This window comes from Paenibacillus sp. P3E (assembly GCF_001909045.1).
Lineage (GTDB): Bacteria > Bacillota > Bacilli > Paenibacillales > Paenibacillaceae > Paenibacillus_AQ > Paenibacillus_AQ helianthi.
The window spans coordinates 52392-68997 of sequence record NZ_LVWH01000014.1; the positions used below are offsets into that span (position 1 = coordinate 52392).

The window sequence follows — 16606 nt, forward strand, 5'->3', positions numbered from 1 at the left end:
GAGTGACTAAGAATGAGTGAGCTTACGCAAGCGGAAAAAGATTCTTTGACAGGGGCGCCGCAGGACCGTTCAGTGGAAACGGAGGTTCAGGAGGCTGCTCCTGCCAAGCTGAGTGCGGTATTCCCGTCCTACGCCAGATACGACATTAGTCTGGTCAAGGGCAAAGGCAGCTGGGTATGGGATGATCAGGGCAACAAGTATCTCGATTTCATGTGCGGCCTGGCTGTAACGAGTCTGGGCCATGCACCGGAGAAGGTTGGGGCCAAGCTGAAGGCACAGATTGATACCTTGTGGCATGTCTCGAACCTGTTCCACATTCCGGGGCAGGACCGGGTGGCGGCATTGCTGACGGCTAACAGCTGTGCGGATCAGGTGTTCTTTTGCAACAGCGGGGCCGAAGCGAACGAAGCAGCGATCAAGCTGGCGCGCCGTTATCACCAGAAGGTGAAGGGAACGGGCCGCTATGAGGTGATTACCTTCGAGCAATCCTTCCATGGACGTACCTTGGCGACGTTGACAGCTACCGGACAGCAGAAGGTAAAAGAAGGCTTCCTGCCGCTCCCGGCAGGCTTCAAGACCGTGCCTCTGCATGATCTTCCGGCGCTGAAGGCGGCTATTTCCGAGAATACAGCAGCCATTATGCTGGAGATGATTTTGGCTGAGGGCGGCGTGCTGGAGGTGCAGCAGGAATTCCTGGATGCGGTGGTAGAACTGTGCAAGGAGCACGGATTGCTGCTGATCGTGGACGAGGTGCAGACCGGTATGGGCCGCACAGGCAAGCTGTTTGCGCATCAGCACTACGGCATTGAGCCGGATATATTCACTCTGGCCAAAGGAGTCGCCAGCGGCTTCCCCGCAGGTGTGATGCTTGGCAAAGGTTATTTGCGTGAAGCTTTCAGCCCAGGCAGCCATGCGTCCACCTTCGGCGGAACGCCACTTGCGGCAGCAGTGATGGAAGCGACGATCGAAACGATGCTTGAAGACAATCTGGCGCAGCGAGCTGCCGAAATGGGCGAATATCTGAAAGGGCTGCTTAGAGAGAAGCTGGCAGATACACCTTTTGTGCAGGAAATCCGCGGCAAAGGCCTGCTCATCGGCATTGAATGTGCGGCACCTGTAGCGGATATCGTGCTGGCCGGACAGCAACGCGGGCTGCTGTTCGTACAGGCCGGACCGAATGTCATCCGGCTGCTGCCTAACCTGTATGTAAGCACCGAGGAGATCCACCAGGCGGTGGACATCCTTTCGGAACTCATTCATACTTATGCTAAATAAGATGAACTTAAGAATGAAGCAGGGAGTTGCCGTGAAGCCTTATACTTAAGGCTTTCTGGCAACTCCGTATATTACATTCTTAAGTTCACGTTCTATAACAATGGAAAATGGGAGGCAGGTTCATGAGCCAGGAAGTACACAGCGATACCGGAAAACTCGCGCAGCAGCTCAAAGGCCGTGATTTGCTGGAGCTGAACGACTACAGCCCGGAGGAAATCACGTATTTGATTGATTTGGCGATCGAGCTTAAGCGCAAGCAGAAGAGCGGTGAGGTCTACCAGCCGCTGAAGGGGAAGACGATTGGGCTTATTTTTGAGAAATCCTCGACCCGCACACGCGTATCGTTCGAAGTGGGCATGTTCCAGCTTGGAGGTCATGCGCTGTTCTTGAGTAAAAATGATATCCAGCTCGGACGCGGAGAAACCGTGGGCGATACGGCACAGGTGATGTCGCGTTATCTGGACGGCATTATGATCCGTACCTTCGGCCATGATAAAGTGGAGGATCTGGCTCGATATGCTTCGGTTCCTGTCATCAACGGACTAAGCGATCTGGCGCATCCCTGCCAGGTGCTGGCCGATTACCAGACCGTCTATGAGCACAAGGGCAAGCTGAAGGGCTTGAAGCTGGCTTATATCGGCGATGGTAACAATATGGCGCATTCCCTGCTGATCGGCGGTGCCAAGCTGGGTGTGCATGTCTCCATTGCCGGACCCGAGGGCTATGAGCCCGATGCGGCTGTAGTGGCAGAGGCACGCGAGATTGCCAAGGAGACCGGCTCAGTGATTGTGGTTACCCGCAGCCCGCAGGAAGCCGTACAGGACGCGGATGTCATCTACACGGACGTATGGGCAAGTATGGGCTTCGAAGCCGAGCAGCTCGCGCGTGAGGCCGCCTTTAAGGACTATCAGGTCAACGAAGAACTGGTCAAAGGCGCGAAAAGCGACTATCTGTTCCTGCACTGCCTGCCGGCCCACCGTGAGGAAGAGGTTAGCACAGGCGTAATCGACGGCCCGAACTCGGTTATCTTCGACCAGGCGGAAAACCGTCTGCATGCGCAGAAAGCGCTGATGGCTGCTTTGATGGGCTAAGTAGTGATTTACCGGGCTAAATAAAGCTCAGAGTTAGCAGCGATATGGATAAATGAAGGTTGATTATGCAAGTCAGGCAAGGCTCTTGCTTGATCTTATACTATATAAAACATTATATAGGTTGAACTTAATATTAAGCGTTAGAATCTGGTGCGAAGCAGCGGAGTGAAAGTTTGGAACTGTAGGAGCGTCAGCGTCCGCCTTTATAATCGGATTTCCCCCGCAGCCTGCGGGCTTAAAATCACAGAAATCCGATTATAACAGCGGCCGAAAGTCCAAACATTTCACGCAGTTGCGTCCAGGCACCGGAAGCTCCATACGCCAGGCTAAGTTCGGTCCTATACCCCCCCACACGAAAGGAAGTTGCACCCCCATGGCTAAAGAAAAAATTGTGCTCGCCTATTCCGGCGGGCTGGATACCTCGGTCATCCTGAAATGGCTGAAAGAAACGTATGACGCTGAGATTATTGCATTTACAGCTGATATCGGACAGAAGGAAGAGCTGGAAGGCCTGGAGGAAAAAGCCCTCGCTACCGGCGCATCGAAGGTCTATATCGATGACCTGCGCGACGAGTTCGCTAATGACTTCATCTACCCGATGTTCCAATCGGGCGCTTTGTATGAAGGCCAGTATCTGCTCGGTACCAGCATCGCCCGTCCGCTGATTGCGAAGCGTATGGTGGACATTGCCATTGCTGAAGGTGCGACGGCTATTGCCCATGGCGCAACCGGCAAAGGGAATGACCAGGTGCGCTTCGAGCTGAATGCGGCAGCTTTGTCGCCAAGCATCAAGGTGATTGCGCCTTGGCGGCTTGAAGAATTCCGCAACCAGTTCCCGGGCCGTGCAGAAATGATCGCTTATGCGGAAGCCAATGGAATTCCGGTTCAGGCCTCGGCGGCCAAGCCTTATTCCATGGACCGCAACCTTCTGCACATCAGCTATGAGAGTGGCGTGCTCGAAGATCCCTGGTTCGATCCAAGTGCACCGGAGAACAAGAGCATGTTCCTTCTCAGTAACGCACCGGAGGATGCTCCGGATCAAGCGGAATACCTGGAGCTGGACTTTCTCAAGGGCGACTGTATCGCACTGAATGGCGAGCCGCTAACTCCGCTGCAAGTCATGGAGAAGCTGAACGAGCTGGGCGGCAAGCATGGAATTGGACGCGTCGACATGGTGGAGAACCGTTTTGTCGGCATGAAGAGCCGGGGTGTGTACGAAACTCCGGGTGGAACGATCCTGTTCACAGCCCACCGCAAAATGGAGTCCATCACGATGGACCGTGAAGTGATGAACCTGCGCGACAGCCTGATTACTAAATACAGCACACTCGTGTACAACGGGTTCTGGTTCGCACCTGAACGCCTTGCACTGCAGGCGCTGGTGAAGGAAAGCCAGAAGAACGTTACAGGCACCGTGCGCGTCAAGCTGTACAAAGGCAATATCATCGGAGCCGGTGTGAAGTCTCCGGTCAGCCTGTACAATCCGGATATCGCCACCATGGAAGCTGATCCGACTCAGGCCTACGATCAAGGGGATGCAACAGGTTTTATCCGCCTGAATGCCCTGCGTCTGAAGGTTTCTGCGGGCGTGGCGGAATCGAATCAATAAATAAGCGTTAGGCATATAGATAAGGCAAACATAAGCAGACAGCAGAAGGCCGTTCCTCCCGTCAGGACAGGAGCGGCCCTTCTAACGTCAATAGAGGAGGATACAACAGGTGAGCAAGCTGTGGGGCGGACGTTTTACCAAAGGGACCAACAAGCTGGTGGAGGAATACACAGCCTCTATCGGATTCGATAAGCTACTTGCTGAAGAGGATGTGCAGGGCAGTCTGGCCCATGTCACGATGCTGGGCAAATGCGGCATCCTGCCGCTGGAGGATGTAGAAACGATCAAGGACGGATTGAACAAGGTGCTGCATAAGGTACGTGCGGGTGAGATTGTTTTTTCCGTAGCGGATGAAGACATTCACATGAATATCGAGAAGAATCTGATCGAGGAGATCGGCCCGGTCGGCGGCAAGCTGCACACCGGACGCAGCCGCAACGACCAGGTGGCTACGGATATGCACCTATATCTACGTAACCGTGTAGTGGAACTGGTAGCCTTGTTGCATGAGCTGCAGGAGTCGCTGATTGGGCAAGCCAAGGACAATGTGGAGACCATCGTTCCGGGTTACACGCATCTGCAGCGTGCCCAGCCGATCCTGTTCGCCCATCACCTCCTGGCATATGTGTCCATGTTCCGCCGCGATGCGGAGCGTCTGATGGACAGCTACAAACGGATCAACGTATTGCCGCTGGGAGCAGGGGCGCTTGCGGGAACCACCTTCCCGATTGACCGTCATTTTGTGGCGGAGCAGCTCGGATTTGACAGTGTCTATGAGAACAGCCTGGATGCCGTCAGTGACCGTGACTTCATCGTCGAGTTTTTGGCTAACGCCGCACTTGTGATGACTCACCTTTCCCGGCTCAGTGAGGAGCTGGTGCTGTGGAGCAGCACGGAGTTCAGCTTCGTAGAGCTGGATGATGCCTTCTGTACAGGCAGCAGCATTATGCCGCAGAAGAAAAATCCGGATGTACCGGAGCTGGTACGCGGCAAAACGGGTCGTGTCTATGGGAACCTGATCGGCCTGCTGACTGTGCTCAAGTCACTGCCGCTCGCTTACAATAAGGATATGCAGGAAGACAAAGAGGGCATGTTCGACACCGTAGCTACCCTGACGGGTGCCTTGCAGCTGTTCGCGCCTATGATCTCCACCATGAAGGTGAACAAAGTCCGGATGCGTGAAGCCGTGAATACAGATTTCTCCAACGCGACCGATATCGCCGACTTCCTGGTGGGCAAAGGACTGCCTTTCCGCCAGGCACACGAGGTAATTGGCAAGACGGTGCTGTACTGCATTAACGAAGGCAAATTCCTGCTGGATCTGACACTGGAGGAATTCAAGCAGTTCTCCCCGCTGTTCGATGAGCAGATCTATGCCGTGCTCCAGCCAGAGGCTGTTGTAAATGCACGCAACGTCTATGGCGGTACGGCATCTGTGCAAGTCATAGCAGCGACCCAGCGGGCAGAAGCAGCGCTGAACGACACCAGTGAGTGGATAGCGCAGCATGTGAATACTATAGGGTAAGAAGAGGCCGATTGGCTGAACATAGACTGCTGGAACCAAGGGACTGTCTTTCTGCCACATCACTGGATGTGGGAAGACAGTCTCTTTTTGCTCTATAACACTAGAGAATGAAGACAAGCAGACTGATGAATTCATTGCGAGCGCATGGGCTTCACTTTACCATGACACCCAATTAGAATGTTTAGCTTCATTGGAGTAATGTGGAATTAGTGAACTTAAATGAGCTTTAAATCATTTTTCTGAGAGGTTTGTGGGAAATAGTAAACTTATTCTACTTGCATAATCTGAGCAAATTCACCCGTGAGGGTGTAGACCGCCAGGAATAAGTTTACTTTTTCCACTTGGACCTGCAGAGGAGCCAGAGTGGTGAGAATTAAGTTTACTTTTTCCACTTGGCTCAGGTACAGGTCTTCATTCATTTACCTAGAGGCAGCCAAGCCAGCACATCACGGATCTTGGTATCCCAATAACCCCACTCGTGTTCGCCGGGACCTTCCTCATAGGTTAAGGACAATGAAGTTTTGGCGCAAGTCTTGCGGAAGCTCTGGTTGTCCGTGTACAGGAAATCCTCCGTGCCACAGCATTGGTAGAGAAGCGGCTTAGGTCCCTTGGAGCGGTCGGCCTCTTTCAGCAGCCAGAGCAGATCATCGGGGGTATTTTCAATACTCTTTTTGCCAAAAATCTGTTCGTACTCCGGAGTCATCTTAGTTGGATCCTCCCAGTTCAAGAAATGATGCGCCATATCGAGTGCTCCTGACAGGCTTGCCGCTGCCGCAAACGTTTCAGGCTTACGCAGTCCCAGCTTCATCGCCCCATAACCGCCCATCGAGAGCCCGGCCACAAAGGTATCCTCACGTTTCGGTGACAGCGGGAAAAAGGATCGGGCGAGTGCCGGCAGTTCTTCACTGATAAAGGTCCAGTACCGTCCTCCCTCAGCCATATCCGTATAAAAGCTCCGGTGTACCTGCGGCATCACCACGGCGATCCCCATTTGGGCTACATAACGCTCAATGGAGGTGCGGCGGAGCCAGATGGAATCGTCATCCGACATGCCGTGCAATAAATAGAGTGTGGGGTGAAGCTTGCCTTTAGTTACATTAGTCATGCCGATCTGTGTAGTGGTCTGCTGCGGCAGAATCACCGTCATAGAGGTGCTCAGTCCCAGGACATCCGAATAAAACCTGCATTCGATCAAAGCCATATTGTTGTCTCCTTTCCATTCAGCCCAAATGATAGCACAGCACAAATTAGATATAAATTGTAGAAATCTCTAGAATTCTTACGCACAAGGATTGCTGGTTCAGGAATAGAAAGAATATAATGGAAATAGGTATAAAGTTTCATAGATTTGGATCTGGATACAGGACTGAAGACACGGTATTCTTTTGAAATCACAAGTACATAGCTGGCCCATCGGCAGTCAAATTAAATGCAGGCTAGATCAAATCTGGCACAAGGAGCTGACGGAATGCATCGGAAGGACAAGCATAGCCCTCTATGGAACAGGCAGCAGGGCTTTACCTTGATTGAGGTTTTGGCAGCCATTGTTATTCTCTCGATTGTCTCATTGGTGCTGACCTCCTATTTCACTAACGCCATGTCCTACTCCAAATCGAACCAGAACCGAACGATCATGGTCAACCTGGCGCGTAATGCGCTGTTTTATGTGGAAAAGCAGGATTTTGAGACGATGAGTTTATATTTTCAGGGGAAGCAGGCAGAGGGGGCAAATCCCGCCATACCGGGGCATTCCAGCATTCGGGCCTCAGACTGTGTACCCATTACAGAAGCCGCGGCAAGCTGTGGGGCGTATCAGACCGTCGTTACGGACGCCAATGCACTCGCCAGCGTACTGAATCCGGTAATCAATAATATCAGTTATCAGGTGAACATTGTCTACCAGGCGAATCTACATCAGGACATGCTGGCCGGCAGAATCAGCGGCGGCGATGCGGGTGAAATGGACGAACGCAAAAAGGAAATGGCACCTTATTTAATTCCGGTTGAAGTCACTGTCACGGGACCCGGCGGCCCTCAAGGCCGTACTTCAAGTACGGTAGTGGAGGGTTATATCACGGATGAGAAAATACGCTGAGCGTTTGAAGTCCGAACGGGGTTTTACCTTGATCGAAATGATTGCCGCTATGACGCTTTTCTCGCTGATTGTCGGCATGATTTCAGTGGTTACGATGTTTGGTATACGAAGCTATCACAAAATAACGATCGAAAATTCACTAAGAGATGAAGCAGACATCATTATGTCCTCCATTATGAATGAGCTATATACATTTTCTCCCGAAATTGTGGAAAATACCGCCGACGGCATTCTATTGAAGAAAACAAGAGAAGGGGCCGCAGATGAGGTGGTCAAAGTTGCTTTTGCACAAGGCCAGCTTGTAATCGGTGCGCAAGCAGCGGCTCCTGACCCGGATGACCCGAGGACTGCAGTGCATTCGAGTCTCTCAGGTTCAGGTATTTCTTCTTCTACGGCTGACGGGAGGGCTCCCCAGATCTCTTTTCCCTACGAGAGCGGACTGATTCATATCTCACTGAAGCTGGCACAGGAATATGACGGCAGAACTTACACCATGGAACTGAAAAGCAAATTCGGATTTTAGGAGGCCAAGGGCCGATGTCTGAACCATTAACGGGCAAAATGAATCTTAAGAGAAGGCTTGGAGATCCGGTCCGGCATCTTCATGGAGAGCAGGGCTCCGCACTTGTGCTGGTCATGTTTATTGTTCTGCTGCTGACCATTCTAGGGATGGGGGTGCTCAGCGCAGCGGTTGGAGGGGCCCAGCGAACAGAGACGCGAAAGAACGATGTTCAGAGCCTTCACCTGGCGGAAAAGACATTGGACGAGGCGGTTGCCTACATTACGGCTGGTCTGAATGACGAAATTAATAAAGGTGTGGACGTAAGCCAAGCCGATCTGGATAACAAAATCAACAGCTTTCTGCAGAATCTGCCTGTGGGTTCCAATGGTTTTCTTACCAGTACTGATCTGCTCCAAGCCGATGGGGAAAAAGCAGTCGGTAAAATTACAAGCATTCATTCGGAAAAAACGGGAACGGGACACGCAGGCCAATCTGTCAGCTACAGACTGACTCTGAGTGCTGAGGCCGAGGTCAACGGGGTAAAGCGGATGCTGACTCAGACGGTAGTTATCGACACATCTCCTGATTTTCTTAAATATACATTAGGGTCAGAGAAGAATCTGACTATTAACGGGGCACCTTATATCCAGGGCAATATTTACGCCGGCGATACGCTGACTATTAATGATACCGCTCAATACACATACAAAACCATTAATCATACTTTTACATCCCAGCCCTTTGAACTGACGGGCGAAGCCCATGTCCAATCCTTGCGTAAACTAGTGTATAAGGAGCAGGGGTTACCGGATCGTACAGCAGATACAATCACACCTGCCACATCGATGACCGGCAAGATTCCGCAGGAAAATGTCAAAATCAAAAACCACCGCAGCTTCGTTGAAATGGATGTCGAATCCTCCTTCATTGATAAAGTCGCCGAGGCCATAGGCAGCGGAGCCAATGGAACAGACATTTCCAGGAACTTGAAGAACGGTACACTGGCGGCCTACCTGACGGGCACATACTCCGGTCTGTTTGACCATCCACTTCTTCCGCCGAAGCCTGACCCTAATGATATCTCTGACCATGGGCAGGAGCTTCAACATGAGTACGAAGATGCGGTATTGCGTCTTACGCAGCCTAGTAAGTCAGTGATTTACGATGGAGATTTGACCTTGGACGGTACTGAACTGAGGGGAATCACGTATTCGGAGAACGTTAAGAATTCGGCTTCACCCCGCAACTGGTATATCATTGACGGCGATCTGAGGATCAATAATTACGGCAGCGCTACACCCATTCAGGTACGTGCCAATATTCTCGTAACAGGCAAAGTAGAGATCAGAGGCAAGGTGGAGTTTGATTCTACCCTCTTTGTGTATAAGAAGCCGCAAGTCATCAACGGGCAAGAAGAATATACGACCACCGTGGAGGATGCGTCGATTAAGGGTTTGAACGGCAAGGAACTGGTGCTTATCTCGCAAGGCCCGATTCTGATCAACCGGCTGGCCGCTTTCACCAATGATGAACCGGCGCCGCTCGATGCTTTTTTCTATACAGATTCCGCAGCGGAGCTGTATGGTGTGGGCTCGATCTTCTCACTGAGCGGGGGGTTCTTCGCCAAGGGCGATCTAACCATAAATGCAGTGCGGGGTAGTGCGGCTGGTGGCACAAGCGATATCAACATTATCCCCGACAACCGCCTGATCCGGTTCAAAGCTTCCTATAATGACCAGATCTTCAACGATCAACAGGCAGGTCTCCCCCGTGTCAAAGCAGTCAATATCCGTGTAGAAGGATTGAAGCTGAATTGAGCAGAATCCATAGTTAAGTGGGGCTTCAGCAGATACATGAACACCCCCCTGTTGCCTATCAGCACAAGATGCTGTAGGCAGCAGGGAGGTGTTTGGGTATGGTTACTTAATAGCGGTCTTCATTGGTGACTTTGACCAGGATGGTATCTTGAATGGAAGGATCGTCCTTATAGACAGCGGTGACGGAGGCAGAGCCTTTGACGAGTCCGGTAATAAGTCCGTCCTGTACTGTCACTACGGCCGGGTTGCTGCTCGTCCATTCCAGTTTGCCCTGGATATCTGCCAGTGTCATGCTCTCAGGAAACAGGGTAAGATCATGGACATTGAATAAGTTGTGTGAGTTCTCATTCCCTACTCCAATGCTAATCGAGTCCGGCAGGTTAAGGCCGGTTAATCTGGCACCTACGGTGAGGGTTGCCGTGGCCGTTACCGGTTGTTCCGGCACCGGTCCCGGTGTAGTAACTTTAACGGTGATAGGGTGGTCCGTTGCGGTGACCTTTAATCCTTTTAGTTGAATGCTGCTGGTGTCCGTGCCGTTAATCATTTCTGCGTAGGTTCCACCGTCGCCTTCCAGACTCCAGGTGTAGACTGCAGGATCTGCATTGGCTGGTGTAATCACCCGTACCTGCAGCGGGATTTGCTGCCCGACGTTGACCAGTGACAATCCATCAATCCTGATTTGGCGTACCGGATTCGTGAAGGTCACCGTAAGCTCTTTGGTGGCGGCCCCGGCAGGCGAGACATTGGTATTAACCTGTGCCACGAGCGTAGCCTGACCGGAGTGATCAGCCACCAGAATAGCATGGTTCTTCAAGGGTGAATCGGGAGATACCACCAAATCTGCCCCGGCGGTATCGCTTCCCGGTTTGATTTTCCATTCATACCCCGTAATCTCATCAGCGGTACTGTACAGAGCTTCAAAGCGGGCCTCTTCCCCCACATAAGCCGTGTTGGCACCGATAATGTTAAGGTCGGGAGAAATTACCTCCACAGAAGCGCTTGCCGTGATGCCGCTGCCGTCTCTTGCCCTAATTTGAATAGTGGCGGTACCAGCCTGAAGCCCTTTCACTACTCCCTCATCGGTTACTGTAGCAACTTCGGGATTGAGGGATAACCAGGAGACCTCCTTGTTGTCTGCATCGTCAGGGAGGACCGTGACCATGGGTTTCATCCCCAGTTCAGTGTCTACATTAATCCGCGCATTCTGCAGGGTGAGCTCTGTTACCTTAACAATCGCTTTGAAGCTTGCCGGATTAAAGTAGATCGTTTTCTGCGGATAGACAGGTTCCGGGTCCTTCACTACCTCTGGAAGAGTCCCGGTAAATGCCCCGAGCCTCAGATAGCCTCCGTTATGGATACTCAGCTCTTTGGCGATAAGGGTTCCGGTAAGCTGACCATTATCGAACTGCACACTGGCTACAGGAGCAAGCACGCTTGCTTGGACTCCAACACCGTTGATGGTTACGGATGTGGCCTCCGGAAAATTGAGAATAATATGATTGCTCTGTATATCCGTTAAATCAAACCCGCCCGAAATCGAGACGGATTCACCATGTACATTGATGATAACGGTCGAGCTTTGGGGAGCTTTGATTTTTATATTATTCAATACAGTTGTTCTGACCTCAAAAACATTCCGATTATTATCTGTACCTGTAAAATTAAGATAGCTGTCCACACTGCCGTTTGCCGTTAAAGAGCCAAGGGCTTGGGACTGGCGAAGCAGGAGCTTCTGGCTGTCTGCGAAGTTGATGGGAGCCCCTTGGGTTACGGTACCCGTAACGGAATTGTTCGGCGTAATGGTCGAGGTGCCCCCATAGGTGACGTTCCCGCGGATGGCAGCGCCGTTTCCTCCGTTGAAGATAAAGTTCCCTCCCACGACCAATGCATTACTGCGGGTGCCCCCATGTCCATTCAGACTGTAGCTGGTGAACTCTGCATTGCCGGCCGCGGCGATACGACCTTCCGTGCTGGTACTCCTCAAATTCACATTTCCTAAGATGAACGCGTTATATTCATTGCTGAGTGTATTTATATTATCAAATACCTCGGAAGTATTTCCCCCCGTCTTCACGGAATGTACCTCATAGTACGTCAATTTTGAACTCCACTCAGCCAGATCATAAGAGCGCTTCTCCCTTGGGACAGCGGTCAGATTGAACGTGACAGGTTGATTGGACTCGGGCTCAAAAGTTGTTCCATCCCTGGATAATACATACCTGATATCAGCTAAGCTCCCCGTTAGTGTGTATCCCTCCGCAAGGCTGCCGCTCTTGGTGATTCCTGCCGGCAGAGGCTCCGTAAACTCCAGCATGGCCGGGAATTTCTCGGAATACCCGATATTTGAAATGACCAACTGGCTGCTGGCCTCAGCATTTGGCACAGTATAGGCCGGGATAGGGTTAGGAGTAATTGTATAGGCAAGGGTCACAGCTTTTCCCCGTTCCACCGTATCCGGCGAAACGGTCCGGCTGAGGGATAGTTTGGACTCCACGTATTCTACCGCCACATTCACTGTTTGGGTTGCCAGAGCTCCTTGGCTGTCCCTTGCCGTAATCTCAATTTGCAGAGCACCACCGGCGGGCAGCGGATTGTTGAAGGTTTGCGTTACCGTCTCCCCGGACTGCACAGTCTTGTCGGCCATCACATAATCAGTCAAGTATGCATTACCTGTCTTGAACTTGATGCCGGTGATCAGATTCTTATCTTTGAGATCCCAGTCATTGACGGTATAGCTGACAACGAGCTTGTTCTGGTAGGACGGTTTGGTGCTGTGATCCTGCGGCATGGCTACTGTAATTTCGGGGGCGTGATTGGCTCCGGTGAAGGCACGGTACATTGTATTTACGAACAGCATCTGCTCCCATTGGGGAAAGTTCCTGTTGGTATGGCCCGTACCGGAAAAGGTGATGTTACCTACTGAATACGTGTAGAAATGGTTGTAGCTGTCATCGGTATCCCGGTTCGATCCGGAAATGTTGTACCAGGGAATGACATCGGCCCGTTCCAGATTCAGCGGGAAGAACTGGTCATGAGTCGTAGCCACCGTGTATCGTCCCGTGCTTGAGCTTAAGCCAACCTTGCCGAGATCGAAAGGATACTGTGTCAAAAGCCCTTCGTTAACGGGCACGACTGAAGTGGAAGGATTGACTGCTTGACCGCCCAGGTAGGTCCGGGGTAAAGCTTGTCCCACCATGTCATGGAAGTATGAACTCCAGTAGTTGTAGTTCTTAACACCATTGGTGGTACTCTCCACGTACGGGTCCAATACGGGTGTAGCCGGATTCGCATCAACCTCGCGGAAAATGGTATCATGCGTCAGCATCAGGCTTTGCCGGGTTTCTTCGGCAAAGGCCTTCACCGCATCGGCGGCAGCATGGGATAGCATCGGTGTGGTTACGCGGTCGTACATATCCTGAAAGCCAAACACGATCATATCGTAGTTGCCGTTCAGACCAGAGGTCTGGTCCATGGCGCTGATATGCTGGGCGATGTAGTTGTTGAACCCTTTCATGTCGAGCACAGTGATTTTCAGTTCGTAATCGGTATTAGACAAGTAGGAGGCAGTCATGTTCTTGTTGGTCGTGCTCAGCAGATTGCTGTCCGGTTTGTCAGCAGGCATAACCTGAAGAACATGAATCTCCGGTTTAATCCCTCTGTACCGGATAACATCTGCGTCGAAATCCTTTAATCCGGTAAGGGTATCGCTGATTTCCATTTTCCAGTATAGCGGACCTGAATAGGTTGATGGCAGTTTATAGCGGATTGTGCCCGACGAAGAGGTCATCATTTCGGTAGCGACGACATTGTTTTCGGTCATAGGCAGTGAAGAATCCACATTGATGAACAAGCGGACCCTTATGGGATGTAGCGTGAAGTCAGAAACATTGTTCAGCTTGACGTCGAAGCTAAGGGTGTCCCCGGATATGTAGACATGATCAGGCTTATCGCGGTAGCTTACAATATTTTCCTTATTGGTTAGCGTGAGTCTTGGCCGCTGGGTCAGGCCGGCTATAAAGGGTGAAGAGGCGTCTATTATTTTATTAGTAAAGGCGTTCAGACCCGTCAGATTTGGAAGGAAAACGACATTGGATTTGGAGCCTGATGCTGTACGGTATGTATTGAAAGAGGCATACAAATGGCCTTGTTTGGCAACGGATGATTCCTGCGCGTCGAAAGTCTCGTTTCTGAAAAATACATATAAGCCTTTGTTGATGTAATAATCGGTTATTTCCTTAGCCTTAAGGAGGGTGATGTCATTCTCCACACTTGTGGTGTTATGGGCTTTGCTTCGAGCATCGTTGCTGCTGCTGCCTGTGCTGTTGACTTTTGCTGTGTTGAAATCGCCTTTGCCGATATAGACAGCGTCATACTTGCCGTCCCAGTTCTCACGCAGCGAGACGAACTTCTTCATGGTCATGGTGTCGATCTGGACGTTGGGCTGATTGTGCAGAGCGTCCAGCTCGCTTTGGGGGAATAGGTCAGTAGAACTCAGCTTCAGGCTCGGGCTGGTTGGATCGGTAATCTCCAGAATGCGGATTGAGTAATGATTGTCGGAAGCATTCACAGGCAATACATAACCTTGAATAAAAGCGGCGATCAAAAGAATCGGCAGTGCGATTCCAGGGATAAAGATCCATTTTCTCCGCCTTATGAATTCCATCTCCAATTCCCCCCGAATAATAGATTGAATATTTGCTATAAACTACGAATCTTGTATGAAATTGACCAGAAATGGAAATCGGAATTGTAAAAAAAACAGTTATATGCTATATATCATTCTAGGACAATTTACATGTATAGGCAATAATTATCTATGAAATAATACCCTGAATTTTAAGAAATTGGAACTACTTTTCGGCAATTTATTACTGATTTCCTTGAATGAATCTTACTGAATTACATATTTTCACCTGTTAATTTAGAAGAGTAGTAGTTTAGAACTACTTTTCCGCGAAACTATGTTACCTTGCTTATCTGACTGGAAACTAAAACTAGATAGTGTGGAGATGAGCAGACGTTGCCAATCATAAAAAAGAGACTTGGAGATCTGCTGGTAGAGAATGGGATCATCTCTCAGGATCAACTGGTGGAGGCTCTCGGTGAACAGAGAAAGAGCAAACGCAAGCTCGGTGATCTGTTGATCTCACAAGGTTACATTACTGAACAACAGCTTATTGAAGTGCTGGAATTTCAGCTCGGTATTCCGCATGTCAGCTTGTTCAAATATCAGATTGATCCGGCCATTACACAGATTATTCCGGAGAGCATGGCCAAGCGCTATCAGGTTCTGCCTTTTATGAAAGAGGGCGGCAAACTGATGGTTGCCATGGCTGATCCTCTGGATTATTTCGCTATTGAAGACCTGCGGATGAGTACCGGATTTCGGATTGAACCTGCTATTTCCACCCGGGATGAGCTTCAGCGGGCTATAGCCCGTCATTACGGCATGCGTGATTCGATGAGCCAGATGATGGTAGAGCTGCCGACCCAGGAAGAAATTGAAGAAACTGAAATCACGGACGAGGATTCACCGATTGTCAGGCTGGTCAACCAGATGATCCAGCAGGCCGTTGCACTGCGTGCTTCCGATATTCATGTCGATCCGGGTGAGAACCATCTTACGATCCGTTACCGGATCGACGGATCACTGCGGACAGAACGGGTGATTCCGAAGCAGATGCAGGGCTTTATTACGGCCAGGCTGAAGATCATGGCCAAGCTGAATATCGCGGAGCGGCGGCTGCCGCAGGACGGAAGGATCAAGATGCAGTTCGACTACAAAATGGTCGATATCCGTGTATCCTCACTGCCGACCATGCACGGGGAGAAAATCGTGCTCCGGCTGCTGGATTTAAGCTTAGGCATCAAAACGGTGGAAAATCTCGGCTTCAGCGAGCGGAATGCTGCAGCCTTCAGGGAAATGATCGCCAGGCCCTACGGCATTCTGCTGATTACCGGCCCCACCGGCAGCGGGAAAACGACGACCCTGTATTCTGCACTGAGCCAGCTTAATGTGGAAAGCACCAATATTATTACCGTTGAAGACCCGGTGGAGTATCAGCTGGAAGGAGTCAATCAGGTTCATGTCAATCCTGCGGTCGGATTGACCTTTGCGGCCGGGCTCCGCTCCATTCTGCGGCAGGATCCGAATATCGTCATGGTTGGGGAGATCCGCGATACGGAGACCGCTGAGATTGCCGTTCGAGCCTCGCTGACAGGCCACCTTGTGTTGTCGACGCTGCACACCAATGATGCTATCAGCACCATTTCCAGGCTTCGGGATATGGGGATCGAGCCGTACCTCATCGCATCCTCGCTGATCGGGGTAGTCGCCCAGCGGCTAGTCCGTAAGATCTGTAATGACTGCAAGGAAACGTATAAGCCGTCCGAACAGGAGGCAATAGTGCTCCGTAGGCATGGCCTGCCGGTAGAAAGTCTGCACCGCGGCCGGGGCTGCGGCAGCTGCAATACGACGGGCTACCGCGGACGTATCGCTATTCACGAGGTACTGACGATTGATGACTCTATGCGGGAACTGATTACAAACATGGCCCCGGTCGAAGATTTGAAGGGGGCTGCCCGGAAGCATGGGCTTGTGCAGTTGATGGATGACGGCTTTCTCAAGGTTGCGCAAGGCATGACCACGCTTCAGGAGGTTATGCGCGAAACGGTGTCCCACTAATTTGAAC

Annotated in this window: 11 protein-coding genes; 8 read left to right on the plus strand and 3 right to left on the minus strand. The window is 51.1% G+C overall.

Annotation, left to right across the window (positions count from 1 at the left end):
* The first annotated feature begins 12 nt into the window (after positions 1 to 12).
* The 4 genes from A3842_RS03520 to argH all read left to right on the plus strand — a co-directional run bounded on the left by A3842_RS03520 (position 13) and on the right by argH (position 5500).
* The gene (locus A3842_RS03520) at positions 13 to 1275 is read left to right on the plus strand and encodes an aspartate aminotransferase family protein (RefSeq protein ID WP_256701476.1); all 1263 of its coding nucleotides are present in this window, start codon (positions 13 to 15) and stop codon (positions 1273 to 1275) included.
* Positions 1276 to 1397: 122 nt separating this feature from the next.
* Positions 1398 to 2366, plus strand: coding sequence for an ornithine carbamoyltransferase (argF, locus tag A3842_RS03525; RefSeq protein ID WP_074100454.1), 969 nt, complete (start codon positions 1398 to 1400; stop codon positions 2364 to 2366).
* A 373-nt stretch (positions 2367 to 2739) separates the two neighbouring features.
* Positions 2740 to 3975 (plus strand): argininosuccinate synthase, encoded by a 1236-nt coding sequence (locus A3842_RS03530; RefSeq protein WP_074100455.1) that lies wholly within the window; start codon positions 2740 to 2742, stop codon positions 3973 to 3975.
* Positions 3976 to 4084: 109 nt separating this feature from the next.
* Complete coding sequence (gene argH, locus A3842_RS03535; protein WP_074100456.1) at positions 4085 to 5500, plus strand: argininosuccinate lyase; 1416 nt, start codon at positions 4085 to 4087, stop codon at positions 5498 to 5500.
* A 266-nt stretch (positions 5501 to 5766) separates the two neighbouring features.
* Here the strand turns inward: argH and A3842_RS33155 are convergent, their stop codons facing one another.
* On the minus strand, positions 5767 to 5892 hold the full coding sequence (locus A3842_RS33155) for a hypothetical protein (protein WP_256701477.1): 126 nt from the start codon (positions 5890 to 5892) through the stop codon (positions 5767 to 5769).
* A gap of 23 nt (positions 5893 to 5915) precedes the next feature.
* On the minus strand, positions 5916 to 6701 hold the full coding sequence (locus tag A3842_RS03540; protein ID WP_074100457.1) for an alpha/beta hydrolase: 786 nt from the start codon (positions 6699 to 6701) through the stop codon (positions 5916 to 5918).
* A 267-nt stretch (positions 6702 to 6968) separates the two neighbouring features.
* Between A3842_RS03540 and A3842_RS03545 the strand changes: the two genes are divergently transcribed.
* The 3 genes from A3842_RS03545 to A3842_RS03555 are packed head-to-tail and all read left to right on the plus strand — an operon-like array spanning position 6969 to position 9914.
* Entirely contained in the window at positions 6969 to 7595 is a 627-nt protein-coding gene (locus A3842_RS03545; protein ID WP_074087270.1) for a type IV pilus modification PilV family protein, read from the plus strand.
* Positions 7579 to 8118 carry a PilW family protein gene (locus A3842_RS03550; protein ID WP_074100458.1) on the plus strand — a complete coding sequence of 180 codons (540 nt, stop codon included), beginning with the start codon at positions 7579 to 7581 and terminating at the stop codon, positions 8116 to 8118. The genes A3842_RS03545 and A3842_RS03550 overlap by 17 nt, the downstream gene beginning before the upstream one ends.
* A 14-nt stretch (positions 8119 to 8132) precedes the next feature.
* Positions 8133 to 9914, plus strand: coding sequence for a hypothetical protein (locus A3842_RS03555; protein ID WP_074100459.1), 1782 nt, complete (start codon positions 8133 to 8135; stop codon positions 9912 to 9914).
* Positions 9915 to 10020: 106 nt separating this feature from the next.
* Here A3842_RS03555 and A3842_RS03560 read toward each other — a convergent pair whose 3' ends face one another.
* On the minus strand, positions 10021 to 14577 hold the full coding sequence (locus A3842_RS03560; protein ID WP_074100460.1) for a collagen-binding domain-containing protein: 4557 nt from the start codon (positions 14575 to 14577) through the stop codon (positions 10021 to 10023).
* 357 nt (positions 14578 to 14934) lie between these two features.
* Here A3842_RS03560 and A3842_RS03565 point away from each other — a divergent pair, with 357 nt between their 5' ends.
* Complete coding sequence (locus A3842_RS03565) at positions 14935 to 16599, plus strand: GspE/PulE family protein (RefSeq protein ID WP_074100461.1); 1665 nt, start codon at positions 14935 to 14937, stop codon at positions 16597 to 16599.
* Positions 16600 to 16606: the final 7 nt, after the last annotated feature.

Bases quoted from the DNA above. Each gene is read 5' to 3' on its own strand.
- A3842_RS03550 (WP_074100458.1), top strand. From the start codon at position 7,579: ATGAGAAAATACGCTGAGCGTTTGAAGTCCGAACGGGGTTTTACCTTG.
- A3842_RS03540 (WP_074100457.1), bottom strand. From the start codon at position 6,701: ATGGCTTTGATCGAATGCAGGTTTTATTCGGATGTCCTGGGACTGAGC.
- argF (WP_074100454.1), top strand. From the start codon at position 1,398: ATGAGCCAGGAAGTACACAGCGATACCGGAAAACTCGCGCAGCAGCTC.
- A3842_RS03530 (WP_074100455.1), top strand. From the start codon at position 2,740: ATGGCTAAAGAAAAAATTGTGCTCGCCTATTCCGGCGGGCTGGATACC.
- A3842_RS03555 (WP_074100459.1), top strand. From the start codon at position 8,133: ATGTCTGAACCATTAACGGGCAAAATGAATCTTAAGAGAAGGCTTGGA.
- A3842_RS03545 (WP_074087270.1), top strand. From the start codon at position 6,969: ATGCATCGGAAGGACAAGCATAGCCCTCTATGGAACAGGCAGCAGGGC.
- A3842_RS03560 (WP_074100460.1), bottom strand. From the start codon at position 14,577: ATGGAATTCATAAGGCGGAGAAAATGGATCTTTATCCCTGGAATCGCA.
- A3842_RS03520 (WP_256701476.1), top strand. From the start codon at position 13: ATGAGTGAGCTTACGCAAGCGGAAAAAGATTCTTTGACAGGGGCGCCG.